The organism is Caulobacter sp. SSI4214, from assembly GCF_012184455.1.
GTDB lineage: Bacteria > Pseudomonadota > Alphaproteobacteria > Caulobacterales > Caulobacteraceae > Caulobacter > Caulobacter vibrioides_E.
In genome coordinates this window covers 1-23,207 of sequence record NZ_SZWJ01000008.1, presented here as the reverse complement: position 1 = coordinate 23,207, position 23,207 = coordinate 1, and the positions used below count along the sequence as shown (strand labels likewise).

The 23,207-nt window shown below is 68.7% G+C and carries 19 protein-coding genes and 3 pseudogenes; 14 read left to right on the top strand and 8 right to left on the bottom strand.

The annotated features are described in order from the left end of the window. The first annotated feature begins 17 nt into the window (after positions 1–17). A complete protein-coding gene (cobT, locus tag FCU40_RS03970; RefSeq protein ID WP_168073053.1) occupies positions 18–1,964 on the top strand; it encodes a cobaltochelatase subunit CobT in 1,947 nt (648 codons plus the stop codon). Then, positions 1,961–3,049 carry an esterase-like activity of phytase family protein gene (locus tag FCU40_RS03965; protein ID WP_168073052.1) on the top strand — a complete coding sequence of 363 codons (1,089 nt, stop codon included), beginning with the start codon at positions 1,961–1,963 and terminating at the stop codon, positions 3,047–3,049. The genes cobT and FCU40_RS03965 overlap by 4 nt, the downstream gene beginning before the upstream one ends. Before the next feature lie 41 nt (positions 3,050–3,090). On the opposite strand, the gene FCU40_RS03960 is transcribed toward FCU40_RS03965, so the two are convergent. Further along, on the bottom strand, positions 3,091–4,335 hold the full coding sequence (locus FCU40_RS03960) for a serine hydrolase domain-containing protein (RefSeq protein ID WP_241693541.1): 1,245 nt from the start codon (positions 4,333–4,335) through the stop codon (positions 3,091–3,093). A gap of 285 nt (positions 4,336–4,620) precedes the next feature. Between FCU40_RS03960 and FCU40_RS03955 the strand changes: the two genes are divergently transcribed. Next, entirely contained in the window at positions 4,621–4,935 is a 315-nt protein-coding gene (locus FCU40_RS03955) for a hypothetical protein (RefSeq protein WP_004618625.1), read from the top strand. A gap of 275 nt (positions 4,936–5,210) precedes the next feature. Next, positions 5,211–5,504 (top strand): hypothetical protein, encoded by a 294-nt coding sequence (locus tag FCU40_RS03950; protein WP_004618626.1) that lies wholly within the window; start codon positions 5,211–5,213, stop codon positions 5,502–5,504. 155 nt (positions 5,505–5,659) lie between these two features. Here the strand turns inward: FCU40_RS03950 and FCU40_RS03945 are convergent, their stop codons facing one another. From FCU40_RS03945 to rpmB, 3 genes are all read right to left on the bottom strand, one after another. After that, positions 5,660–8,284, bottom strand: coding sequence for a S8 family peptidase (locus FCU40_RS03945; RefSeq protein ID WP_168073051.1), 2,625 nt, complete (start codon positions 8,282–8,284; stop codon positions 5,660–5,662). A gap of 54 nt (positions 8,285–8,338) precedes the next feature. Then, a complete protein-coding gene (locus FCU40_RS03940) occupies positions 8,339–9,337 on the bottom strand; it encodes an ATP-binding protein (protein ID WP_168073050.1) in 999 nt (332 codons plus the stop codon). A gap of 405 nt (positions 9,338–9,742) precedes the next feature. Then, complete coding sequence (gene rpmB, locus FCU40_RS03935) at positions 9,743–10,042, bottom strand: 50S ribosomal protein L28 (protein ID WP_004618631.1); 300 nt, start codon at positions 10,040–10,042, stop codon at positions 9,743–9,745. Between the two features lie 242 nt (positions 10,043–10,284). Between rpmB and FCU40_RS03930 the strand changes: the two genes are divergently transcribed. Continuing rightward, on the top strand, positions 10,285–10,749 hold the full coding sequence (locus tag FCU40_RS03930; RefSeq protein WP_004618632.1) for a DUF3617 family protein: 465 nt from the start codon (positions 10,285–10,287) through the stop codon (positions 10,747–10,749). Positions 10,750–10,929: 180 nt separating this feature from the next. Here the strand turns inward: FCU40_RS03930 and FCU40_RS03925 are convergent, their stop codons facing one another. Further along, entirely contained in the window at positions 10,930–11,400 is a 471-nt protein-coding gene (locus FCU40_RS03925) for an NUDIX domain-containing protein (protein WP_168073049.1), read from the bottom strand. A 286-nt stretch (positions 11,401–11,686) separates the two neighbouring features. Here FCU40_RS03925 and FCU40_RS03920 point away from each other — a divergent pair, with 286 nt between their 5' ends. Genes FCU40_RS03920 through FCU40_RS03910 form a run of 3 tightly spaced genes read left to right on the top strand, consistent with a single transcriptional unit; the run spans position 11,687 to position 13,430 of the window. Next, on the top strand, positions 11,687–12,460 hold the full coding sequence (locus FCU40_RS03920; RefSeq protein ID WP_004618636.1) for an SDR family oxidoreductase: 774 nt from the start codon (positions 11,687–11,689) through the stop codon (positions 12,458–12,460). A gap of 10 nt (positions 12,461–12,470) precedes the next feature. Continuing rightward, on the top strand, positions 12,471–12,875 hold the full coding sequence (gene folB, locus FCU40_RS03915; protein ID WP_168073048.1) for a dihydroneopterin aldolase: 405 nt from the start codon (positions 12,471–12,473) through the stop codon (positions 12,873–12,875). A 3-nt stretch (positions 12,876–12,878) separates the two neighbouring features. Further along, positions 12,879–13,430 carry a hypothetical protein gene (locus FCU40_RS03910; protein WP_168073046.1) on the top strand — a complete coding sequence of 184 codons (552 nt, stop codon included), beginning with the start codon at positions 12,879–12,881 and terminating at the stop codon, positions 13,428–13,430. 62 nt (positions 13,431–13,492) lie between these two features. On the opposite strand, the gene FCU40_RS03905 is transcribed toward FCU40_RS03910, so the two are convergent. After that, positions 13,493–14,023, bottom strand: a complete 531-nt coding sequence (locus FCU40_RS03905; RefSeq protein WP_168073044.1) for a fasciclin domain-containing protein — start codon at positions 14,021–14,023, stop codon at positions 13,493–13,495. Between the two features lie 236 nt (positions 14,024–14,259). On the opposite strand from FCU40_RS03905, the gene FCU40_RS03900 reads away from it, so the two are divergent. The 6 genes and pseudogenes from FCU40_RS03900 to FCU40_RS23205 all read left to right on the top strand — a co-directional run. Continuing rightward, positions 14,260–14,628, top strand: a complete 369-nt coding sequence (locus FCU40_RS03900) for a DUF4870 domain-containing protein (protein ID WP_004618644.1) — start codon at positions 14,260–14,262, stop codon at positions 14,626–14,628. Between the two features lie 3 nt (positions 14,629–14,631). After that, positions 14,632–15,051, top strand: a complete 420-nt coding sequence (locus FCU40_RS03895; protein WP_168073042.1) for a hypothetical protein — start codon at positions 14,632–14,634, stop codon at positions 15,049–15,051. 172 nt (positions 15,052–15,223) lie between these two features. After that, positions 15,224–16,174: a tetratricopeptide repeat protein gene (locus FCU40_RS03890; protein ID WP_168073041.1), complete on the top strand. Its 951-nt coding sequence runs from the start codon at positions 15,224–15,226 to the stop codon at positions 16,172–16,174. Positions 16,175–16,413: 239 nt separating this feature from the next. Then, complete coding sequence (gene ahpC / locus FCU40_RS03885; protein WP_168073040.1) at positions 16,414–16,977, top strand: alkyl hydroperoxide reductase subunit C; 564 nt, start codon at positions 16,414–16,416, stop codon at positions 16,975–16,977. A gap of 135 nt (positions 16,978–17,112) precedes the next feature. Next, a complete protein-coding gene (gene ahpF, locus FCU40_RS03880) occupies positions 17,113–18,699 on the top strand; it encodes an alkyl hydroperoxide reductase subunit F (RefSeq protein ID WP_168073039.1) in 1,587 nt (528 codons plus the stop codon). Between the two features lie 124 nt (positions 18,700–18,823). Beyond that, positions 18,824–19,912, top strand: a pseudogene (locus FCU40_RS23205) (phosphatidylinositol-specific phospholipase C1-like protein); the annotation flags it as partial. Positions 19,913–20,622: 710 nt separating this feature from the next. Here the strand turns inward: FCU40_RS23205 and FCU40_RS23070 are convergent. Together FCU40_RS23070 and FCU40_RS23065 are read right to left on the bottom strand one after the other, a co-directional pair. Next, positions 20,623–20,820, bottom strand: a pseudogene (locus FCU40_RS23070) (helix-turn-helix transcriptional regulator); the annotation flags it as partial. Then, positions 20,803–23,207: pseudogene (locus tag FCU40_RS23065) on the bottom strand (glycoside hydrolase/phage tail family protein); the annotation flags it as partial. The pseudogenes FCU40_RS23070 and FCU40_RS23065, both read right to left, overlap by 18 nt.

Here is a 23,207-nt window from a genome sequence, read left to right as displayed (position 1 = left end):
CCGCTAACTCGGAAGCCATGGCGTCCAAGCCCGAAAGCCCGACCGAACCCTTCAAGCGCGCGCTGGCGCACGCCGCGCGCTCGCTCGCCGAGACGCCAGACCTGGAGGTCGTGTTTTCGGGGGACGGCCCGCAGCTTCTGGGCAACCGCGCCGTGCTGCCTCACCCGCCGCGCGACCTCAATTCGAAGGAGGCCGCCCGCATCCGGGGTCTGGCCGACCAGATGGCCCTGCGCCTGGCCCACCACGACCCGATGGCCCACGCCCGCGCCCGTCCGGCCTCGCCCGATGGCCAGGCGGCGTTCGAGTCGATCGAGCAGGCCCGGCTGGAGGCCATCGGCGCCAACGCCCTGGGCGGCGTCCGCGCCAACCTGACGGCCGCCCTCGAGGCGCGGCTGGAAAAGCAGGGCCTGACCCGCGCCGTCGCCACCGACCGCCAGTCCGCCCCGATGGCCGAGATCCTGGGCCTGCTGGTGCGCGAGCGCCTGACCGGCGACGCCCCGCCGGACGGCGCCAAGGCGCTGGTCGATATCCTGCGAAGCGACATCGAGGCCCGGGCGGGCAAGGACCTGGACCGTCTGGCCGCCTCGATCGACGATCAGGCCGCCTTCGCCCGCGTGACCCGCGACATCCTGCGCGACCTCGACCTGGGCGAGGAAATGTCGGACGCGACCGAAAGCGCCGACGAGGACGACGGTAACGAGGACGAAAGCCCGACCGAAAACGCCGACGAGGATCAGGGCGAGGGCGAAGGCGAGCAGCCGGAGGGCTCCCAGCCCCAGGAGAGCGAGGCCTCGGACCGCGAGACCGAGGCCGGCGACGAGGAGATGGTCCAGTCGGACCAGGACGGCGAGCCCGACGAGTCCGACGAACAGCCCGAGATGGGCGACGGCGCCAAGCCGGCCCGTCCCGACAGCGGCCAGTCCCAGGGCGGCGAACCGCAATACAAGATCTTCACCACGGCCCACGACGAGGTCGTCGACGCCGAGGACCTGTGCGACGCCGAGGAGCTGACGCGCCTGCGGGCCTATCTGGACCAGCAGCTGACCGCCCTCTCCAGCGTCGTCTCGCGGCTGGCCAACAAGCTGCAGCGCCGCCTCCTGGCCCAGCAGAACCGCGCCTGGACCTTCGACCTCGAGGAAGGGATGCTGGACGTCGCCCGCCTGACGCGGGTGATCATCGACCCGACCGCGCCCCTCTCGTTCAAGCAGGAAGAGGACCAGGAATTCCGCGACACGGTCGTGACCCTGCTGATCGACAATTCCGGCTCGATGCGCGGGCGGCCGATCATGGTGGCGGCGATCTGCGCCGACATCCTGGCCCGCACGCTGGAGCGCTGCGGGGTCAAGACCGAGGTCCTGGGCTTCACCACCCGGGCCTGGAAGGGCGGGACCAGCCGCGACGAATGGATCAAGGCCGGCAAGCCTCCCGCCCCGGGCCGGCTGAACGACCTGCGCCACATCATCTACAAGGCCGCCGACGCGCCTTGGCGCCGGGCTCGCAAGAACCTGGGCCTGATGATGCGCGAGGGCCTGCTGAAGGAAAACATCGACGGCGAAGCCCTGATGTGGGCGCACCAGCGGATCATCGCCCGGCCCGAACAGCGCCGCATTCTGATGGTGATCTCGGATGGCGCCCCGGTGGACGACTCCACTCTGAGCGTCAATTCCGGCCACTATCTGGAGCGTCACTTGCGCCAGGTCATCGCTGAAATCGAGGGCAAGAGCCCCGTGGAGCTGATCGCCATCGGCATCGGCCACGACGTCACCCGCTACTACCGCCGCGCCGTCACCATCGTCGATGTCGAGCAGCTGGGCGGGGTGCTGGTCGAGCAGCTGGCGGCCCTGTTCGAGGAAGAGCCGCGCCAGATCGCCCGAACGCGCGGCCTGCTGGCCCCGCCGCCGGTCGTGACGCCCCAGACGTCTCAAACGGGCAAGCCGGCCAAGTCCGGCAAGGTTCCGGCGTGATCGGACCGCGCTCGGCGCTGGTCTTCGCGCTGATCGGCGGCCTGTCCGGCTTCGCGACCCAGTGCACGCCCAAGCGCCCGCCGCCGGTGGTCCAGACGCCGCCCGCGCCGGTCAAGGCCGGGCCGGAGATCAGCGTCACCGCCACGCCCGCGCCGCTGGACGCCTCCAACCCCGCCCGCGTCACCGTCGACGGCGGCTTCACCTATGCCGGCGGCCTGGTGCTGACCAGCACGAGCACCAGCCGGCTGCACGGCCTGTCGGACCTGGCCATCGGCGGCGACGGCCAGCTGACGGCGATCACCGACGAGGGCGATGTCTTCGAGGCCAAGCTTCAGCTGGACGCCAATGGCCGCCTGGCCGGCCTGACCGACGGCAAGCTGTGGCCGCTGAAAGGCCTGGACGGCCAGCCGATCCAGGGCGGCAAGACGCAGACCGACGCCGAGGGCCTGGCCATCCTGCCCAATGGCGATCGCCTGGTCAGCTTCGAGCGCAACCACCGCATCTGGCTCTACCCGACCCAGGCCGACGGAAGCTGGGGGACGCCGCGCCCGGTTCCCAAACCCGCCACCGTCTTTCCCGACAACGAGGGCATGGAGGCCCTGACGGCCTATCCGGCCGCCGGTCCGGACGCCTATCTGGTGGGCGGCGAGGAGGGCGAGGTCTGGCTGTGCCACCTGGCCGGCGCCTGCCAGTCCGCGCCGCCGCAGTCGGGCCCGGACTTCACCTGGGGCCTGACGGGCTTCGCCGCCTTCGGAGGCGGCGCGGTCGCCACCCTGCATCGCGGCTATGACCCGATCCGCGGCTGGCGCGCGATCGTCCGCTTCATCTCCGACCCCACCAAGCCGGCCGCCCAGCAGCGCATCACCGCCGCCCTGCATCTGGAAGGGTCGCTGATCCGCGACAATTTCGAGGGCGTGGCCCTGACCCGCTCCCCGTCGGGCGGGACGCGGCTCTATCTGGTTTCGGACGATCAGGCGGTGGGAAACAACCAGCGCACCCTGCTGCTGGCCTTCGACTGGGTCGCCCCGCCAAGCCCGCCGCCGCTTCCGCCCAAGCCGATCAAGAAAAAGCGCGGGCGTCACTAGGGGCGCGTCATTCCCGCCGCGAGGGGACGAGGATAAGCCGACTAGATCAACGACTTCAGCCGGTCGATCCCCGTCGCCTCCCGAACGATCCGGGCCGCGAGCGCATTGCCGTTCGCGGCGTTGGTGAAGACGACGATCGCGCGTCCGCGGCGGGCGTCGCCGACGCCCAGCGTCTTGAAGATCCCGTAGTTGCTGCCGCTGTGCTGGAACAGCGGGCCCCCCGAGGATTGTTCGAGTTCCCAACCCAGTCCGCGCGAAATGTCGCGTCCGCGGATGTCGAGCAGAGGGGTGAGCATCGCTCGCCGCGAAGCATCGCTGATCTCCCAGTCCGCCCGTGTCGGCCGGTCGATCATCAGCCGCATGAACTTCGCGTAGTCGGACGCCGTCGTCAGGAGCCCGCCGGCCGAATTGACCAGCAGGTCGTGCGTCGACGGCGCCGTCTTTGGGTCGATCTCGCGCATCGCCGCGATCGACTCTTCGTAGGTCCATGACGCGATCGGCTTGCGCCACCGCGAAGCGACCCCAAGCAGCCGGTCGCCCAGCTCGCGCGTGGGCTGGGGCGGAAGCGTCTCCTCGCCCTCCGGAGGCTCGGAATGGCCAAAGACCGCCGACCTGGCGATCCGTTCGTCCCAGCCGAAGCCGCTGTGAGACATGCCGGCCGGCTCGAACAGCTTGGCCTGCATCACGTCGCCAAGGCCCATGCCCATGATCGACTCGACGACCAACTGGAGCCAGACGAAGGCTTCGCCCGAATAGGTGTAGCTTGTTCCCGGCGCCTTGGTCGTGACGAGCGGTCCGGTGGCCCAGTTGGGCAAGCCGGTCGAATGCGCCAGCACGTGCCGGACCGTGATCCGTTCCAGATTCGGGTCATCCCCCAGATACCCGGGCCGGCGGTACGCGACGAGCGGCGTGTCGAGGTCCAGGCGCTTCTCATCGACCAGCCGCATCACGACATAGGCGAAGACCGGCTTGGTCATGGACGCGGCTTCAAACAGCGTGTCCTCCCGCACCGGGTCGCGGGTGAGAATGTTCTTCACGCCAAAGCCGCGGCTCCAGGCGAGCTTTCCGCGATCGATGACCGCGATGGCGACGCCGGGGACCCCGGCGATGCGCATGAAGCGCGGAAGCTCCTGAACCAAGTCGTCCGACGGGATCCAGGCGGCATCCTCGTCCAAGCACCGGGCTGGCGGTCGGGCGCGGGCCGCTGTCGCTCCGCCGCCGACGGTCAGCGCCGCGGATCCGGCCAGCAAGGCGCGCCGCGCGAACGTCGGTCCAGAAGAACTCATCTCGGTTTCCAATAAGGCCGTCGGGAAAGTCTCGCGTGCTGGCGACCCTATTTCAAGGGCCGAGCGCGCGGGGGCGGGCGGGGTGCGAGGCCGCCCCGAATTGGTTTCGTTGGCAACGATATGTTACCGCTAACATTTTTTCACCGAAGTGGCGCTTTCGCACTTGCAGCAGACAACGTTGTCATGCATCTCTGACGGCGACGGACGACGAGGCGAGACCCGGGGGCCGTCAGAGGAACGCGCCGGGAGGCGGTTGAACCCAACCTCCTTTCCGGGACTACCCACATGATCCGTCTGCTCGTTATCGCCATCTCGGCCCTGATGGCCACGACCGCCGCCACCTCGGCCAGCGCCGCCGAGATCGCCGTCAAGGTCGCCGGCCGCTCGACCCCGGCCGTCCACGCCGACATCGTCCAAGCCGCCAAGCAGCTGTGCCAGCAAGATCTGGCCGACGGCCCCGCCGTTCCGACCGATTTCGCCGCCTACTGCGTGCGCGAAGTCACCCGCGACGCGGTCCGCCGCGCCCACAGCCGCGATCTGGTCGCCTATGACAAGGCCCAGGGCCGCGCCACCTATCTCATGCGCGTCTCGTCGCGCTAAGGTCGCTCAACCGCGACGCCAGAGCCCTCGGGACTGCCGCCCCGAGGGCTTTTTGCCGCCGGTTTGATCGGCTTGGCGCCGCCGATGACGGCTTTTCGCGCGCGCTTGGCGCGACCGTCCCCATTTAGGGTGCAGCGCAACATAATCGTTGATCAGTCACACGAACGTCGCTATAGCCGATGACGACGACGCAGGCGGGCGTTCAGACCTTGGCCGGATCGTCAGAGGAACGCGTCTGGAGGTGGTTGCTCACAACCCCCTTTCGGAGCATCGAAATGATCCGCACCATCGCCATGGCCGCCTCGGCCCTCGCCCTGACCGTCGCCGCCCCGGCTTCGGCCGCTGAAATGCGCGTCAAGGTCGCCGGCAAGTCGGCCGCCGAAGTCCACGCCGAAATCGTCAAGGCCGCCTCGTCGGTCTGCTGGCACGACGTTCGTGGCGAAGCCCTGGCCGGCTACCTGTACCCGGCCTGCATCCGCGCCTCGGTCAACGACGCGGTCGCCAAGATCAACAACCCGGCCCTGACCGCCTACAACACGGCCAATTCGGGCGCCATCTCGGCCCGCTAAGCCGCGATCCAAAGTACCAAGCGTTCAAAACCCGCCGCGGCACAGGTCGCGGCGGGTTTTGCTTTTTTGCGGTGAGGGGGACTTTGGGGAGATCCTTGACTCATCGCTTCCCTTCGGAAGGTCTGCTAATCGCATGGAAGATGAGGCGGGCATAATCAGCCGATCAAGGTCTCCAGATCGATGAGCGCAGCTTTGGTCGTCAGCACGTTTGCAGCCTCGGCATAAAGGTCGACCTCTGCGCCATCGGCCGAAATCGACAACACGAGGGCATAGCGCCCGCTGTCGCCGAAGCGGCGTTTGCCGCCGTGGCTCTTCCACCAACCGGGCGCCGGATGAACGGCGATAGCGTCGTGGTCAACGAGGTCCGAGGCCTTGCCGCGCCAGATGTCACAGTGCAGCGAGCCGGCCGAGACCGCTCCAGGGCCGATGAGCCATTTCGATGTCTGGGTCTTCTTCCTATCCTCGGCTTGGCCATCGCCCTCGTTGGCGACCGCCTCTAGATCTTCGTCCTCGTCTTCATCGAGCGCCTCGTCATCGTGCTCGGCGGCCTCGATTTGGCTCAAACGGCTGCGGAATTCTTCTTCGGTCTCGTCGCGCTTCTTCATGGTGAAGCGCAGTCCGAACGAGCGATAGGTCTCCGGCCGAGTGGCCCCCTTACCGGTCAGGTTCGGCTCGATGAAGTACGAGAGCGTCACCCGCAGCGTCACGGCCTTGTCCTTCAGGTCGGCTAAGGCGGTCTTGGGCCAGGGCAAGTCGTAGAAGTGAATGGCGTTGTAGACCGGCGGCCCGCCGTTCGCCCCGGCTGCATAGGGCTGGATTTCGGCCTGGGCGATCATTGTGTAGTCGTTCTTGGCCGAGGCGATGGCCGCGTCGAGCTGGGGAACGCCGAACCCGGCTTGACGCAAGACGGCTCGTCGCTCGGCTAAGGCTGCCTTCCCGGCCTTCCAACTCTTGCCTCTGCCGATCAGCCGGCTGCGGATGGGTTCGGGCCAGCGGGCCGACTGCACGACCAGGGCACGGTAGGTTTCAGGCCATAGACCCGGCAGCGCCGCCTGCAGCTGGCCCACGAAGTGACCGGCCACACCCACCGCCGCGCTCGTCGCCCAGAATGGGACAAGAGGCTCGGTCTCGACGGCGTTGCTGGCCGCCAGAAGCGATAGCGCTGGGTGCCAATCGCAGAAGCCTAGCGCGTCGACCGCCATGTTGCCGGCCTCGAACATCACCTCGGGCTTGATCGGCAGGAGATCGGTCGGCAGGCCTCGCGTGCAGGTACTGTACGGACTGACCTCGTTGGCCCCACGAAGCGGAGCCAGGTTTTCCTCGGTAAGTTCGATCTTGGTTGTGTAACCACCGATCGTCAGAGCGTTCCAGGCCTGGGCCGGATCGTTGATCGGAGCGCCTTCGTCCACTTCGCTGGCGAGGCTGCCGACGACATTGCCGGCGGCGACAAGCACTAGGCGCTTCGGCGTCTCGGTAGCGTCCCTGGTGAACTCCCGCTCCCCGGCCATGGAGCCGGCGGCGATTTGGTCGATCGCGCCGCTCCAGGAACTGGGTCGACTAGCGTCGGCGTCGGGATGGCAGCTGGCCAGGCAGAAAGCCCGCTCAGGGCCGGGGCGTTCGGTCTCGATGATCCCCACCGCCGCCTGAGTGACCACGCCGTAGCTCGGAGGCGGCGTCGGGGAGAAGCCGGGCGGCGGCAGCAGCTTCACTGACTCGACGGTATGGGTGAGTTCGATGACCCGGCCATCGCTCATCGGGTGTTCGAGATCGCCCAGCAGCGCTAGGCTGGTCACGCTCGTGCCATGCCCACCATGCCGGTAGTGGTCCTCGGCGCCCCAGGCAGCGTCCACTGCGGTAGCGGCTGCAAGGCCATCCACCAGCAACGGATGAGCGCTGGCGACGCCAGTGTCCATGACGCAGACCGTCGGCGCGCCGGAGCGCGCGGGGATGATCCGTCCAGCTAGGTCATCGACGAAGTCAAATTGTGTGACCCGTTTCTCGCCCAGCATCAGGAAAGGCTCGATGGTACCGAGCCCCGGGCGTACCTCCTCGATCGCTCCGGGCACACGCGAGGCAAAGGCCAGCACCTGGCGGGCGGCGGCGTGGATGAACACCACCGTAGTGTCGGGGAAGAACAACCGCTGGGGATGAACGTCGATCCGGGCGTTCTGAGCCGCGCGAATCACCGCGCCAGGCACGCCCTCGAGCTTGCGGATCCACAACTCCCACCAGCGCGGCGCCGGATCGTCGAAGTTCGTGCCAGCGTTGAACAACTTCGAGGTCTCGGCTGCGGCGATGCGCTCGATCTTCTCGAACTCGGCGATGTGCTTGGGCGGACTATTGCGCAGGCCTTGCGCGGCGTACTCTTGGAGCCGTCGCGTCAGACCATGCCGAGCGTCGTCAGGGACGAAGACGATCGACTCCTCGGCGCGCCCCTCGGTTCGACGCGAGCTGAGGATGACCACGTCCTGACCCGGCAGCTCGAACGATAGCGGAATCTTGCTGGGGCCCTTGCGATCGCTGTTGGGCGCTTCCGTCGCCAAGGTCACTAACACGCCTGGTTTCAATCCGGCGATGGGCAGCCGGGCGTCCGCGCCGGCAAGGGGCAGTCGTGGTAGCGCGGCGGCCAGCTGCTCGAGCAGCGCCGCGCCATGAATAACGTTATCCTTGATCGGCTTGATCTCCATCTTCCGCTTAGGGAAGGCGTAAGCCGCCTCCCGGCGCACGCCGTCCAGCGTCAGATGGGGAGATTGGTGACCGTCGAAGTCTTGCCCAGCCATTGAGCGTTCCGCGCGATTCGGGAGAACCGATCATCGGCGGTTGTGAAGCTTGGCTCAAGACACGGTATGGAAGCGATCTCGGAAGGCCTTGCGGTCACGCAGCATGGCGGTCAGGTGATCGGCAGAAATCTCGGGGTGGCCGTCCAGGATGGCCTCGCGCACGGCCGAGTCGGCGGCGCGCACGATCTCGCCTTGGCTGAGGCCGCCAAGGTCCTCGCGCAGGCCCTTCATGGCCTTGGCCGCTAGCTTGAACTTGCCCAAACGCGTCTTGAGTATCGCCATGCCTTCGTCGGCCGTCGGCAGGCTGTACTCGATAACCTCGTCGAAGCGGCGCGCTAGAGCGTGGTCGAGAACCTCGACGTGGTTGGTGGCGGCCACGACAATGCTGTCGGTGCTGTTGGGTTCTTCCATGAAGGAGAGCACCGAATTGAGGATCCGCCGCATCTCGCCTACGTCGTTCGGGTCGCCGCGGCGCGCGCCCACGGCGTCGAACTCATCGAGCAGATAGACGCCGCGTACGCTAGCGACCTGGTCGAATACTAGGCGCAGTTTGCCGGCCGTCTCGCCCATATAGCGGCTGAACACGCTTTCCATCTTGATGGTGAAGAGCGGCAGGCGCAGTTCCGCAGCCAGTGCCGCCGACGTCATGGTCTTGCCGGTGCCGGGCGGGCCGATCAGCAGCAGATGGCTGGCCGGGGTCTGTCCATGCTCGCGCAAGGTGACGCGGGCCTCTTGCTGGCGGACCACGCGCGACAACTTATCGGCCGTCGCCGGGGCCAGGACCATGCCCGACAGGCGCGTCTTGGGGTAGCTGCTCTCGACAATGCTCTGCAGCTCGCCGCGCGGGCGCGCCAGCGGGATCGGCGCTGCAGCCATCGGCGCTGGCCGGCGGGCGTCGCGCAGGCGCTGAACGGCCTTCTTCAAGGCGTTGGCGTCGTCGGCATGGCCGGCGCGCGCCTCGTTGGCGGCGATCGACAGCGCGATCGACAGCAGGCGCTCCTCGTCACCCTCGGCATGGGAGTCCAGGAGCGCGAGAATGTGCCGGATCGTCATCGGAGCGCTCCCTTTCTCTGATAGCCTCGCAAGGATAACGCGAGTCTTAGTTAATGCCGGGTATGTAAATTCAGGCGCGTGCCTTTAGCCGAAAACATGACCGTCGGAACAGAGATAATCCAAACCTGCGTCAAAAACGGTCAGCAGGGCGACAGACTCCCCCCGGTGTGCCGACGACAATTGGCCGAAGCGCGCGACGCGCCTCCTGCGAACGTCGCATTTCTGGAGGCGCACCAACGTCCGCTCCTGGCGCCGCCCCGCCGTCGCGAAGCGCGGTCGACTCGCGGTGGGTGGCGGGCTGAATGTCCGTTGGCGGGATGGCGACGTCGGCCCCTGACGCGAAAAGCCCGCCGGGAGCGCTCCCGGCGGGCTTTCGAAATTCTCGGCCTTGGAAGCCGGTAAGCCTTAGGCGGCTTGGGCGGCGGCCTTCACCTTGGCCTTCACCTGGGCCTTGATCTTCAGGGCGCGCGGCGACAGCTGCTCGTCCTTGGCGCCCAGCAGGAAGGTGTCCAGGCCGCCCTTGAAGTCGAGCGTGCGCAGCGCCGCGTTGCTGATGCGCAGCTTGAAGGTCTGGCCCAGCGCTTCCGACTGGAGCGTGGCGGGCGACAGAGCCGGCAGGAAGCGGCGCTTGGTCTTGATGTTCGAGTGGCTCACATTGTGGCCGACCATCGGACCGATACCGGTAAGTTCGCAACGGCGCGACATGGTGGTTACCCTGGGCTTGGGCGAAGCCCCGCTCCGTTTAAGGAGCCTGGCCCGCTACATATGAATTCGGACACGCGGTCCGGACGAGGTCCGCCGCGCGAGAGCGGGCGATATAGGCGAAGGCTCGCCGTCGAGTCAAGGCTGGAGTCCCGACGCGGCGAAGGAACCATCGCCCCAACCTCGCCTTCAAGCACGGTTCATGTGCCGCTCTATATATAGGGCCGCAGAAGGAGACCTTTCGTATGCGTTCCACCGCCCTCGCCGCCTCCGCCCTGGCGCTCGCCGCCGGCGTCGCCCTCGCCGGCTTCAGCCTGGCCCAGACCCCCGCGCGCGCCCCCGCGAAGGCGACGATTCTGCCCGGCTATTGGGAGTACGACTACAAGGTCGGCATCATTCCGGTCAGCAGCGAGACCAAGTGCCTGAAGCCCGCCGACGCCGAGCAGTTCTCGCGCGGGATCTGCACCCGCAAATATCGCTGCGACTACACGACCAATGTCGTCTCGAACGGCAAGATCCAGCTGCAGGGCTCGTGGACCGACAAAAAGGACCGCGTCTCTCCGGTCACCGCCGAGGGCTCCTACACGCCCGAGAGCTTCAAGATGGATATCCACATCAAGACGATCAGCGGGATGCCGGTGGCCGGGACCATGACCGCCAAGCGCCTGTCGGCCGACTGCCCCGCCCCGGACCCCGCCAGCGGCAAGTGACGCCGCGACGCTTGGCCGCGTGAAACCGATTTGTGGTTAATCCGCTTTAAGCTACAATAGCTGGTAGGGAACAAACACTGAATCGGAGAACGTCGCCGATTCGGTCATGATTCGTTTCGCCCCTGTTCGAAGAAGCGTTAGCGCGCGTTAAGAGGCGTGGCCGGACGGCTTCCCAGGCCCCTACCACATCACGTCCGGTTCTTGCCCCGCCAGCGCCTCGGCAATCCGCCGGCGGGTGGCGGGGGTGGCCGACTCGGGCAGGGCGTCGGGCGCGAACCACCCCACCGCCAGGATCTCGCCCGCCGCGTCGGAGGCGCAGGGCTCCCAGGCGTCGACGCGGTAGAGCAGCACGTGGTCGCCCGGATGCAGCGCCTCGTTGCTGTGGGCCGACACCAGGCGCGGCCGCGAAAGCGCCCGGACCCCGGCCTCCTCCCGCAGCTCGCGAACGACGGCGGTCTCGGCCGTCTCGCCGCGCTCGACCCCGCCGCCGGGCAGGTACCAGCCCTTCAGATAGGTGTGCTCGACCAGCAGGACCTTGCCGGCCTCGTCCGTGACCACCGCCCGCACGCCCAGGGTCAGCCCCCGCCTCATCCGAAAGACGGCGTAGATCAGCGGGCGGGCGAAGGGTTCGATGCGGCGACGCCAGGTCATGGCCCAGCTCTGTACAGCTTAAAGCCTTTAGCCTGAAATCGGAATCGATTTCAGGCGTCAAAAAGGCTCTAAATCAGATGTTTAGAGCGTGAGATAAGCTGAAACCGGTTCCCACTTTCAGCCTCACGCTCTAGCGGCCTTGCGGTCAGCGTTCTCGACCTTTAAAGCCGGCTTGACCGCTGTTTTCTTTCATCCGGAGCCGCGCCATGCTCGCGATCGGTGTCATCGCCATTTTCCTGCTCATCATCATGGGCCTGAACGCCGTCGAGTTCGGCCGCATCGACTAATGAGCGCCCCGCGGGGTCCGGCGGGACGCGGCGCGGCCCTGGTCACCGGCGCGGGTCGCCGGATCGGCCAGGCCTTGGCGCTGGAAGCCGCCCGCGCCGGCTACGACGTCGCCGTCCATCATCGCGGCCCGGCCGAGGAGGCCGAGGAAACCATCGCGGCCGTTCGCGCCCTGGGCCGCCGCGCGGCGGCCGCGCGCGCCGATCTGTCGGTCGAGGCCGAGGTCCGGCGCCTGATCGACCAGGCCGGCCAGGCGCTCGGCCCCGTCACCCTGCTGGTCAACAGCGCCTCGGCCTTCCAGGACGACCGCGTCGGAAGCCTGTCGCGCCAGACCTGGGACCTGCATTTCGAGACCAATCTGCGCGCGCCGATCGTGCTGGCGGAAGCCTTCGCCGCCGCCCTGCCGGACGACCGGGAAGGCCTGGTCGTCAACATCATCGACCAGCGCGTCTGGCGGCCCAATCCGCAGTTCTTCAGCTACACGCTCAGCAAGGCGGGCCTGTGGTGGGCCACCCAGACCCTGGCCCAGGCGCTGGCGCCGCGCGCGCGGGTCAACGCCATCGGGCCGGGACCGACCCTGCCGTCGGTGCATCAGGCCCCCGGCGAGTTCGAGGCCGAGGCGGCCGGCACCCTGTTGCAACGCCGCGCCACGCCCGACGAGGTCGCGGCCGCCCTGCGCTATCTGATTGACGCGACGTCGGTCACGGGCCAGATGATCGCCGTGGACGGCGGCCAGCATCTGGGCTGGCGCACGCCTGACATCGTTGCTCCGTAGGAGGCCAGATTTGGCCGCTTCGCCCCTCCCCGACACCGCTCCCGCGCAAGACCTGGCCCGCGTCATCGTCACCAAGGTCTTCGTGCGCGGCCTGAAGGTCGACGCTCAGATCGGCGTCTACGACCATGAGCACGGCCGAGCCCAGCCGCTGCTCGTCGATGTCGAGCTGGACGTGGCCGCCAGCCACTGCGAGCGCCTGCCCGACACGGTGAACTACGAGATGATCGGCGAGGCCGCCCGCGCCATCGCCGCCGAGGGCCATGTCGACCTGGTCGAGACCTTCGCCGAGCGCCTGGCCCAGGCCTGCTTCTTCGACCACCGCGTGACCCGCGCCCGGGTGCGGGTCGAAAAGCCTCTGGCCCTGGCCCCGCACGCGGCCGCCGCCGGCGTCGAGATCACCGCCGTCCGGAGCTAGGGCTTGGAGATCCGTCACGCCGCCCGGCTCGCTCCGTTCCAGCCCGAGACGGTCTGGACCCTGGAGGCCGGAACGCTGGTGGAGACCCGTGGCCCGCGAAGCCGCCGCTTCCCGCTGTCCAGCCTGACCCGGTACAGACTCGCCGCCGAAACCGGCGGCGGGCGGCGGCGCAGCCTGTTGGTCACCTTCGGGCGGCGGCGCTTGGTGATCGTCTCGCAAAGCTATCTGGGCCCCGGCCGGTTCGAGGACCGGCTCGCCAGCTTCTCGATCCTGGCCCGGGCGATCGCGGCGGTGGGGGCGGACCTCGCCCCTCGCGCCCGGTTCGGTCTGGCGCGGTTCGAGGCGCGGACGGCCCTCACGTGGGTGATGGGTCTGATGGCGTTCGGCGCGATCGCCACGCTGCTGTTCTCGCTGACCGCCGGCATGGCCGCGGTCGGGATCGACATGGCCGCGAGGATGAGCTTCGCGCTGTTCCTGATCCTGGCCGCCTTGCCATGGTTGAGCCGAGGCCAGCCCTTCGATCCGCGCGATCCGCCCAGCGACCTGCTGCCCTGATCGAGAAAACCCCGACCGCCGAGGCGGCCGGGGCGCGATTAAAGGTCGGAGCGCGCGCGCGATCAGCGCGGCATCAGCACCGAGTCGATGACGTGAATGACGCCATTGCTGGCGGCGACGTCCGTGGCGGCGACGGTGCTCTGGCCGCCCTTCTCGTCGGTGATCACGACCTTGCCGGCCTTGACCGCGGCCTTGAACTCGCAACCGCCGACGGTCTTGATCGTGTAGGCGCCGCCGTGGGCCTTGATGGCCGCGACCAGATCCTTGGCCACGACCTTGCCGGCCACGACGTGGCAGGTGAGAATCTTGGTCAGGGTCGCCTTGTTCTCCGGCTTCACCAGGGTCTCGACCGTGCCGGCCGGCAGCTTGGCGAAGGCGGCGTTGGTCGGGGCGAACACGGTGTAAGGACCCGGCGCCGACAGGGTGTCGACCAGGCCGGCGGCCTTGACGGCCGTGACCAGGGTCGAGAAATCGGCGTTGCCGGCGGCGACGCCGACGATGTTGGGGGCGTGGTCGCCGGCCAGGGCGGGCGCGGCGAAGGTGGTGGCGGCGAGCGCCAGAGCGGCGGCGCCGCCCAGAATCGAACGCGTCATAGTCAGGACCTCATGCTTTGGGGTGAGCCTTGGCTCGGGGGTGTCGACGGCGCGCTGTCGATGACTTCTACGGTCCTCCCCCGGCCCCGGACGAAAGACGGACCATGACTCTTTGGTAATCTTCTTCGCCATTGCGTCGCCCCGCCGATGACTTCGCCTTCATGACGCGGGCTTCATTTGCATCCCGGGCCGTTCAGCGCGACGATTGAGAAACGTCGTTCTTCCAAGGCTCAGAAGTGACCGACCCCATCGCCGACCCCGCCGTTCCGCCGCGGCTGCAGGACGACAAGACCCTGCCCCTGATCATCTACGTCCTGCTGATCGCCGGACCGGTGACGGGCGTCAGCCACGTGGTCGCGGTGATCCTGGCCTATATCAGCCGCAAGGACGCCCCGGACTGGCTGGCCAGCCACTATCAGTTCCAGATCCGCACCTTCTGGCTGTCGCTGCTTTTCTGGACGATCGCCGCCATCCTGACTCCGGTGGGCGTCGGCGTCGTGCTGTTCGTCGCCGTCGGCCTGTGGATCATCGTCCGGGCCATCGTCGGCCTTTCCAACCTGCTGAAGGGCCAGCCCTATCCCACGCCCAAGAACTGGATGCTGTAAGCCATGACCGATCTCGCCGCCGAACAACCGTCCGGCCCTACCCCGGGCGCCGCCGAGGAGGAGAAGGTTCTCCCCGCCATCGTCTATGGCCTCTACCTGCTGGGCTTCACCAACGGCCTGACCTTCATCGCCGGCCTGATCGTCGCCTATGTGAACCGTGACACGGCCGGACCGATCAACGAGAGCCATTTCACCTTCGCCATCCGGACCTTCTGGATGGCGATCGCCTGGTTCCTGCTGGGGATGGCGATCCTGCTGGTCGGGATCCCGCTGTCGATCGTGCTGATCGGCATTCCGCTGATGGTGCTCGGCGGAACCATCATAGGCGCGGTCGGCCTCTGGTGCGTGACGCGCTGCATTCTGGGCATCTACTATCTGTCGCGCGGCGAGGCTTATCCACGTCCGCGCGCGTGGTTGGTTTAAGGGCGCCCGGCCCGTCCGGCGCCCGCCGAGCCATCAGATGACTTGAGCGCTTCCCCCGCCGGTTGAGACGGCTCGACGGCGCGTCGGGTCTGAGATGAGCTGCGCGGTCTGGCGGTGGGAATGCTCCGGTGGGGGAGCGGCGCCCATTCTTGGGTACGTCTGGGGGGACGTGATGCTGGCGCGACTGGTTGGGATCATCTTGGGGCTGATCCTGGCGAGTTCGGGATACGTGGTGGCGGGCTGGGGCTCGCTGGGGAACTGGGCCGCGCATCTCGATCTCGGACCGCTCGAGCCATATCGGACCAACGCCGGCGTGGCGGCGGCGATCGTGGGCGGGGCGCTCATCGTCGCCGCCCTGTCGCCGCGCCGCAAACCCAGGAGGCCGAGGCGCGCGCCCATGGCGCTCGGCCTGGACCTGGAACCGGAACCCCAGACCAAGACCGCCCCGCCCGAACCCGCGTCCGTGCCTACAGTCCCCGTGACCGCGCCGATCATGGAGACCGCCGCGCCGCCGCCCCAGCCGCCGCGCGCCCTGACCTTCGCCGAGCAGCGCGCGCGCCTGGTCTCGCTGAGCCGCTCGGAGTCCTGGGCCGAGGCGGCGCGCGCCCTGAACGCCATGAAGTCCCTCGCCCGCACCGACGAGGAGCTGGCGATCCTGCATCGCGATCTCGGGGACTTCGCGCGCGGCCAGGGCAATCTGGACAGCGCCGCCGAGGCCTATGAGACCGCCGTCGGCCACGCCCGCCAGGTCTGTCATGACCGCCCCTCCGACGAAGCCTCGGAACTGCTGGCCGGCGCGCTGTCGGGGGTGGGCGACGTCGCCGAGGCCGAGGGCCGCCTGGACGCCGCCCTGGCCGCCTTCGAGGAGGCCTTGGCTCTGCGCCGCGCGCGCGGCGGCCGCGAGGCCGGCGATCCGAACGCCCAACGCGCCCTTTCGGTGAATTTGGAGCGCCTCGCGGACCTGCGCGAGGATCGCGGCCACCGGATGCGCGCCCTGGACCTTTACCGCGAAAGCTATGACATCGCCGGCCGCCTCGCCGCCGCCGACCCGGCCCGCTTCGGTCCGGACCTGGCGGCGACCCGCACGCGCCTCAACGAACTGGAAGCCAAGATCTCGAGCTGAGGCCCGCCGGATTATTCCCACAAGTTTTTATGACGGGCTTCCACGCCGCATCCGCGCGCCATCATACTCGAAATTCGATAGTGTCGCCTAAAGGCCGCCTAGGAGACCCCCGCAGCCATACTCCCGCTTCTCTTTCTCGGTTGAATAGATTAAATCTATTCCGACGAGAAGATTTATCAATTTGATCAATTGAAAAGCGCCGCGCTAAAAGGGCGCATCCTTTTCCAACGGAGCGTCTCATGTCGCTGATCAACACCGAGATCAAACCCTTCACCGCCCAGGCCTACAAGGACGGCAAGTTCGTCACGGTCAGCGAAGCGGACACCAAGGGCAAGTGGTCGGTCTTCTTCTTCTATCCGGCCGACTTCACCTTCGTCTGCCCGACGGAACTGGAAGACCTGGCCGACAACTACGACACGTTCCAGAAGCTGGGCGTCGAGATCTACGCCGTGTCGACCGACACGCACTTCTCGCACAAGGCCTGGCACGACAGCTCGCCGGCCATCGGCAAGATCAAGTACACGATGATCGGCGATCCGTCGGGCCAAGTGACCAACAACTTCGAGATCATGCGCCCGGGCATCGGCCTGGCCGACCGCGGCACCTTCCTGGTCGACCCGCAAGGCGTGATCCAGTTCATGGAAGTCACCGCCGAAGGCATCGGCCGCAACGCCGCCGAGCTGATCCGCAAGGTCAAGGCCGCCCAGTACGTGGCCTCGCACCCGGGCGAAGTCTGCCCGGCCAAGTGGGAAGAGGGTGAGAAGACCCTCGCCCCCTCGCTCGACCTCGTCGGCAAGATCTAAGACCTGAACGATCCCGCGCCGCCGCTCTTCGGAGGGCGGCGGCGCATCCCGTTCCGATCGTTCGCCGCGTTCGATCGCCCTCCCCCCGACAATCGAACGTTCCTTTCACTCCCCCAGCCTCCCAGGGAGCCCCTCATGCTGGACGCCGGTCTGAAGACCCAACTGAGCACCTATCTGCAGAACCTGCGCCAGCCGATCGAACTGGTCGCCACGCTGGACGACTCGGCCGGTTCGGCCGAGATGAAGGCGCTGCTGGAAGACATCGTCGCCACCTCGGACAAGGTCAGCCTGAACCTGACCGGCGACGACGCCCGCAAGCCCTCGTTCGCCATCGCCCGCGCCGCCAATGACGCCGATGTGCGCTTCGCCGGCCTGCCGCTGGGCCACGAATTCACCTCGCTGGTGCTGGCCCTGCTGCACGTCGGCGGCCACCCGCCACGCCTCGACGCCGAGGTGATCGAGCGCATCAAGGCGCTGGACGGCGACTATCGCTTCGAGACCTATTTCTCGCAGTCGTGCCAGAACTGCCCCGACGTGGTGCAGGCCCTGAACACGATGAGCGCCCTCAACCCGCGCATCCGCCACGTCGCCATCGACGGCGCCCTGTTCAAGGCCGAGGTCGAGGCCCGCGAGGTCATGGCCGTGCCGACCATCCTGCTGAACGGCCAGCCGTTCGGCCAGGGCCGCATGGACGTCGAGCAGATCCTGGCCAAGCTGGACGTCGGCGCCGCCGACCGCATGGCCGACAAGATCAAGGCCAAGGACGCCTTCGACGTGCTGGTGATCGGCGGCGGCCCGGCCGGCGCCGCGGCGGCGGTCTACGCCGCCCGCAAGGGCATCCGCACGGGTGTCGCGGCCGAGCGCTTCGGCGGCCAGGTGCTGGACACCATGGACATCGAGAACTTCATCTCGGTGCCGCACACCGAGGGCCCGAAGATGGCCTCGGCGCTGGAACAGCACGTCAAGGACTATGACGTCGACATCATGAACCTGCAGAAGGCCGTCGGCCTGGTCCCGGCCAAGACCGCCGGCGGGCTGATCGAGGTCAAGCTCGAGAACGGCGCCAGCCTGAAGTCCCGCACCGTGATCCTGTCGACCGGCGCCCGCTGGCGGAACGTCAATGTCCCGGGCGAGGCCGAGTACAAGAACAAGGGCGTGGCCTATTGCCCGCACTGCGACGGCCCGCTGTTCAAGGGCAAGCGCGTGGCGGTGATCGGCGGCGGCAACAGCGGCGTCGAGGCGGCCATCGACCTGGCCGGCATCGTGGCCCACGTGACCCTGATCGAGTTCGACAGCCAGCTGCGCGCCGACGCCGTCCTGCAACGCAAGCTGGCCAGCCTGCCGAACGTCAAGATCGTCACCTCGGCCATGACCACCGAGATCCACGGCGAGAACGGCAAGGTCTCGGGCCTCTCCTACAAGGACCGCAACCACGACAGCGTCCACCGCGTGGACCTGGAAGGCGTCTTCGTCCAGATCGGCCTGGTGCCCAACACCGAGTGGCTGAAGGACAGCGGCGTCGCCCTGACCCCGCGCGGCGAGATCGAGGTCGACTATCGCGGCGAAACCTCGATCCCCGGCGTCTTCGCCGCCGGCGACGCGACGACCACGCCCTACAAGCAGATCATCATCGCCATGGGCGAAGGCGCGAAGGCCTCGCTGTCGGCTTTCGACTACCTGATCCGCCAGGTCCCGGCGGACGAGGCCGCGGCGGCGGCGTAACGGCGTCTGGCTTCCGACAGCTTGAAGGCCGCCCAAGGCTCCTTGGGCGGCCTTCTTCGTGGCCCCTTACGTCAAACCGTCACGCCTGGGCGATACTGCGACGCTCTGATTTCGGAGTTCGCCCATGCTGCCCCTGTTCGCCGCCCTGGCGGTCGCCGCCGCCCCCTGCCCCGCCAGCGACGAAAGCGCCGCTTGCGTCCGCCAGCGCATGGACGCCTTGCGGATGAACGACCTCCTGGCCGTGGGCACGCACAATTCCTACAAGCTGGCGATTCCGGCCGAGGAGATGGCCGCCATGGTGGCCGCGCGCGGCCGCGAGGCGCTGAGCATCGATTACGGTCACCGCCCGCTGACGCAGCAGTTGGACGCCGGCGCCCGCCAGCTGGAGCTGGACGTGGTGGCCGACCCCGAGGGCGGGCGTTACGCCAAGCCGCTGACCGTGTTCGGCCACGGAACGACCCTGCCGCCGGCCGTGGCGGCGGCCCTGGCCAAGCCGGGCTTCAAGTCGATGCACATGCCCGACGTCGACTTCCGCGTCTCGTGCGTCGCCTTCGTGACCTGCCTGCGCGAGATCCGCGCCTGGTCGGACGCCCACCGCGACCACGTGCCGATCATGATCCTGATCAACGCCAAGGACGACGGTCCCTCTATGCCCGGCGGCGTGGTCCCGCTGCGCTTCACCGAGGCCCTGTTCGACGCCCTGGACGCCGAGATCCGCTCGGTGTTCGGCGAGGACCGGCTGATCACTCCCGACCAGGTGCGCGGCAAGGCCGCCACCCTGCGCGAGGGCGTGCTGAAGACCGGCTGGCCCAAGCTGGCCGAGGCGCGCGGCAAGGTGTTCTTCGCCCTGGACGAGGACCCCGACAAGATCGCGGTCTATCGCGGCAAGCGCGCCTCGCTGGAAGGGCGGGCCATGTTCGTCAACACCGACGAGGCCTCGCCGGCCGCCGCCTATCTGACGCTGAACGACCCGATCAAGGACCGGGCGCGCATCGCCGCCGCCGTCAAGGCCGGCTTCATGGTCCGCACGCGCGCCGACGAGGGCACCTGGGCCGCGCGCGACAACAATCCGCGCCAGCGCACGGCCGCCCTGACCAGCGGGGCGCAGTATGTCTCGAGCGACTATCTCTGGCCCGACCCGCGCTTCCCCGGAAACTACACCGTGCGCCTGACGGGCGGCGACGTGGCCGTCTGCAACCCGGTGCGCCAGCCCGCCGCCTGCGACAACCTGGCGATCGAGGCCCAGCCCGGCGCGCCGATGCGTGGCTACCTGCCGCCCGAAAAGCGTCCCGACCTGACCAGGATTCTCGGCGCCCCGCCCCAGCCTGGCTCGCCGCGCGCCCTGGCCGACGCGGCGATCTTCGACGAGAGCCGCGCCCTGAAGGACACCCCGCGCTGGAAGCGGGCGATCGACGACGCCGACGGTCCGCCCATGGGCCACTTCGAAGAGGTCCTGGGCCTGCGCCTGACATCGGAGAACGCCCCGATCCTGACGGCTCTGCTGGAGCGGGCCGGCGACGATCGCTCGGTGGTCGGCGTCGCCAAGGACCACTGGGGGACCAAGCGCCCCTATATCGGCAAGGACGCCGCCCCGATCTGCGAGGCCAAGACCGCGCACCTGGCGGCCAATCCCGACTATCCGTCCGGCCACTCGACCTTCGGCGAGCACGCGGCGATGATCCTGGCCGAGGTGATCCCCGACCGCGCCGACGCCCTCTACGCGCGCGGCCGCGACTATGCCGACAGCCGTTGGATCTGCGGCTCGCACAGCTACAGCGCCACCGAGGCCGGCGTGCAGTCGGGCGCGGTGATCTATGCGGCCGAGCACCGTTCGGAAGTCTTCCGGCGCGATCTCGACATGGCCCGGGCGGAAGTCGCGGCGGCCATGGCGGACGCGGGGGTCAAGACTCCGTAAGAAGGGCGTCAGCCGGGGCGGGTCTCGACCAGTTCCTCGATGAACAGCGCCATCAGCCCTGACTGGGATTTGACGGCCGCCTTGGCGTAGACGCGCGCCAGCTGGGCTCGGACGGTGCCCGGAGCCGCGCCGCGCAGGGCGGCGATCTCGGCGACGTCGCAGCCCTTCAGCGCGAAAAGCGCGACATCGGCCTCGGCCGCCGTCAGCACGATCGGCGCGTCGGCGTCGCGGGTCCCCCGCCCCGTCTCGCGCCGGGCGATCAGCGCCCCGATCTGGTAGTCGCGCGCGGCGTCGATGAAGCGCAGGCGAAGGGCCTCGACGGCGGGCTCCAGGGTCCGGGTCTCGACCTTGAGGGGGCCATCGTCGGGCAGGACGAGGTCGTCCTCCGACAAGGCCAGCGCCGCGCGGCCCGCGCGGGCCGCCATCCTGACGTGGTCGCCCCGCTCGACCGGATCCAGGGCGAAGGCCTCGGTCAGGGGCGCGAGCGCGTCGCGCAAACGCATCGGCCGGTCGACGACATAGCCGCCCACCGCGCCGCTGGCCTCGCCCGGATCGATCGCCACCCCGGCCCGCGCCGCCAGGGCCTGGATCAGGTCTGGCAGCGGCGCGATGCCGGTCCGGCCGGTCAGCCAGTGGCCCAGCACCCAGTTGCCGCCGTCGGCCCAGACGTCCGAGCGCGCCGGGAAGTCGGGGAACGGCCGGGCGTCCCAGCACCAGGCGCTGGCGGCCTCGATCATCGGGCCGCCATAGACCGGCGAGACGGGATTGGCCGCCGGCTCCTCCAGCCAGGCCAGCACCGTCTCCAGATAGCGCCGCTGGCCAAAGTCGTCGCGCTCGCCCGTCGAATAGGGCGGCAGGAAGCTCTCCGAGCTCTTGGGGTCGATAAAGAGGTTGGGCGCGTTGGCGCCCTTGTCGACGGCGGGGCAGCCGAACTCGGTCAGACGGATCGGATTGGACTTCGGGACCCAGGCCGTCGGCGTCGCCGAGCGCGCGCCGCCGGGGCGGTCGTGGTGCGGATTGCTCCACCAGGAGAGCAGGTCCTTGGCCCGCCAGATCCACGGCTCGCCATGGGCGCCGTCGGTGATCGGCGTGCGGAGCTGGGCGTCGCGATCGGCGGGGCTGGCGTAGAACCAGTCGAAGGCCTCGCCGCCCGTCAGCCCGGCGCGCAGATAGGCCGGGTCGTGCGGCCCCAGGAAGCCGGCCGCGGCGTCACGATGGGCCTCGCCCTCGCGCCAGTCGGTGACCGGCGGATACCAGTCGACGCCGACGAAATCGATGTTCGGATCGGCCCACAGCGGGTCCAGGTGGAAGACCGCGTGGCCGCCGCCCGGCTGGTGGCCGAAATATTCGCTCCAGTCGGCCGCGTAGCCCAGCTTGGTCGCGGGACCGACGACGGCGCGGACCTCGGCCGCCAGCGCCTTCAGCTTGGCCACCGCCGGATAGGTCCCGCCCGCGCCGCGCGTGGTGGTCAGGCCGCGCAGCTCCGAGCCGATGACGAAGCCGTCGACGCCGCCGGCCTGGGCCGCCAGCCCGGCCTGATGCAGCACCATGCGGCGCAGGCCCCAGGACCCGTCGAAGAAGGCGTCGACCTGGGCGCTCGCCGCCGCCGTCCCGTCCGTCCCGGCCTCGCAGGCGATGCGGCCGCGCCACGGATAGGCGGCTTGCCCGGCCGGCGGGTCCATCAGGATGAACGGATACAGCGTCACCTTCAGGCCGCGTCGCTTCAGCTCGGCGATGGCCTGCAGCACCACCGCGTCGGCCGGCGTGCCGCCGTAGGCTGGGGCGCCATCCTTCAGCGAGACCAGATGGGCGTCGGCGCGACCGACGCCCGCGACGCTCCAGGCCAGCGGCAAGGTCTCCTTGGCCCTCTGTTCGACGCCCGGCCGGATCTCGCATTGGCCGCAGCGCAGGTCGGTCCCGAACCAGGCCACGACCAGCGTGACGTGATCGACGTTGGGCAGCTGCGCCTGAAGCTGGTCCAGCGCCACCACCAGATCGGGTCGCCCCTCGGCGTTGTGGACGCTCTCCGAGGCGGTCCGCGTCAGGCCCTCGCGCCGCAGCACGGCCTCCGTGGCGTAGACGAACTCGCCCGCGCCGGGGATCAGGCAGACGCCCTTCAGCCGCTCCTCGAGGCCGACGGTCCCTGGAACGCGCGGCCGGCGGAACACCTCGAAGGACAGCTGTGGCGGGCGATTGCCGTAGGCCTCCAGCGGCAGGTCCTCGAACACCACATAGGCCACGCCGCGATAGGCCGGCGCCGCGCCTTCGACGGCTGTTATCAGCGGGTCGGGCGCCTGGTCCTCGCGGCCGAGGTGAACGCGCATCGTCACGCCGGTCATGTCCATGACCTTGCCGTCGGCCCAGACGCGGCCGAGGCCGTCGATCGGTCCTTCGGCCACGGCGACCGCGAACGACAGGCTATAGGCGTAGGCGCTGGTCTTCTGGCCCTTGGAGCCGCCGACCCGCCCCTCGATCCGGCGCTCGCGGAACCGCGCGGCCCAGATCACCTGGCCGCCGACCCGGGCGCGACCGAAGACGCAGGGCAGCGGCGCGCCCTCGGCCGCGCCGGTCAGGCGCAGCTCGGGAAGGCGCG

Coding starts and splice junctions, on each gene's coding strand:
- cobT (WP_168073053.1), top strand. CDS start 18: ATGGCGTCCAAGCCCGAAAGCCCGACCGAACCCTTCAAGCGCGCGCTG.
- FCU40_RS03960 (WP_241693541.1), bottom strand. CDS start 4,335: ATGAGTTCTTCTGGACCGACGTTCGCGCGGCGCGCCTTGCTGGCCGGA.
- FCU40_RS03955 (WP_004618625.1), top strand. CDS start 4,621: ATGATCCGTCTGCTCGTTATCGCCATCTCGGCCCTGATGGCCACGACC.
- FCU40_RS03950 (WP_004618626.1), top strand. CDS start 5,211: ATGATCCGCACCATCGCCATGGCCGCCTCGGCCCTCGCCCTGACCGTC.
- FCU40_RS03945 (WP_168073051.1), bottom strand. CDS start 8,284: ATGGCTGGGCAAGACTTCGACGGTCACCAATCTCCCCATCTGACGCTG.
- FCU40_RS03940 (WP_168073050.1), bottom strand. CDS start 9,337: ATGACGATCCGGCACATTCTCGCGCTCCTGGACTCCCATGCCGAGGGT.
- rpmB (WP_004618631.1), bottom strand. CDS start 10,042: ATGTCGCGCCGTTGCGAACTTACCGGTATCGGTCCGATGGTCGGCCAC.
- FCU40_RS03930 (WP_004618632.1), top strand. CDS start 10,285: ATGCGTTCCACCGCCCTCGCCGCCTCCGCCCTGGCGCTCGCCGCCGGC.
- FCU40_RS03925 (WP_168073049.1), bottom strand. CDS start 11,400: ATGACCTGGCGTCGCCGCATCGAACCCTTCGCCCGCCCGCTGATCTAC.
- FCU40_RS03920 (WP_004618636.1), top strand. CDS start 11,687: ATGAGCGCCCCGCGGGGTCCGGCGGGACGCGGCGCGGCCCTGGTCACC.
- FCU40_RS03905 (WP_168073044.1), bottom strand. CDS start 14,023: ATGACGCGTTCGATTCTGGGCGGCGCCGCCGCTCTGGCGCTCGCCGCC.
- FCU40_RS03895 (WP_168073042.1), top strand. CDS start 14,632: ATGACCGATCTCGCCGCCGAACAACCGTCCGGCCCTACCCCGGGCGCC.
- FCU40_RS03890 (WP_168073041.1), top strand. CDS start 15,224: ATGCTGGCGCGACTGGTTGGGATCATCTTGGGGCTGATCCTGGCGAGT.
- ahpC (WP_168073040.1), top strand. CDS start 16,414: ATGTCGCTGATCAACACCGAGATCAAACCCTTCACCGCCCAGGCCTAC.
- ahpF (WP_168073039.1), top strand. CDS start 17,113: ATGCTGGACGCCGGTCTGAAGACCCAACTGAGCACCTATCTGCAGAAC.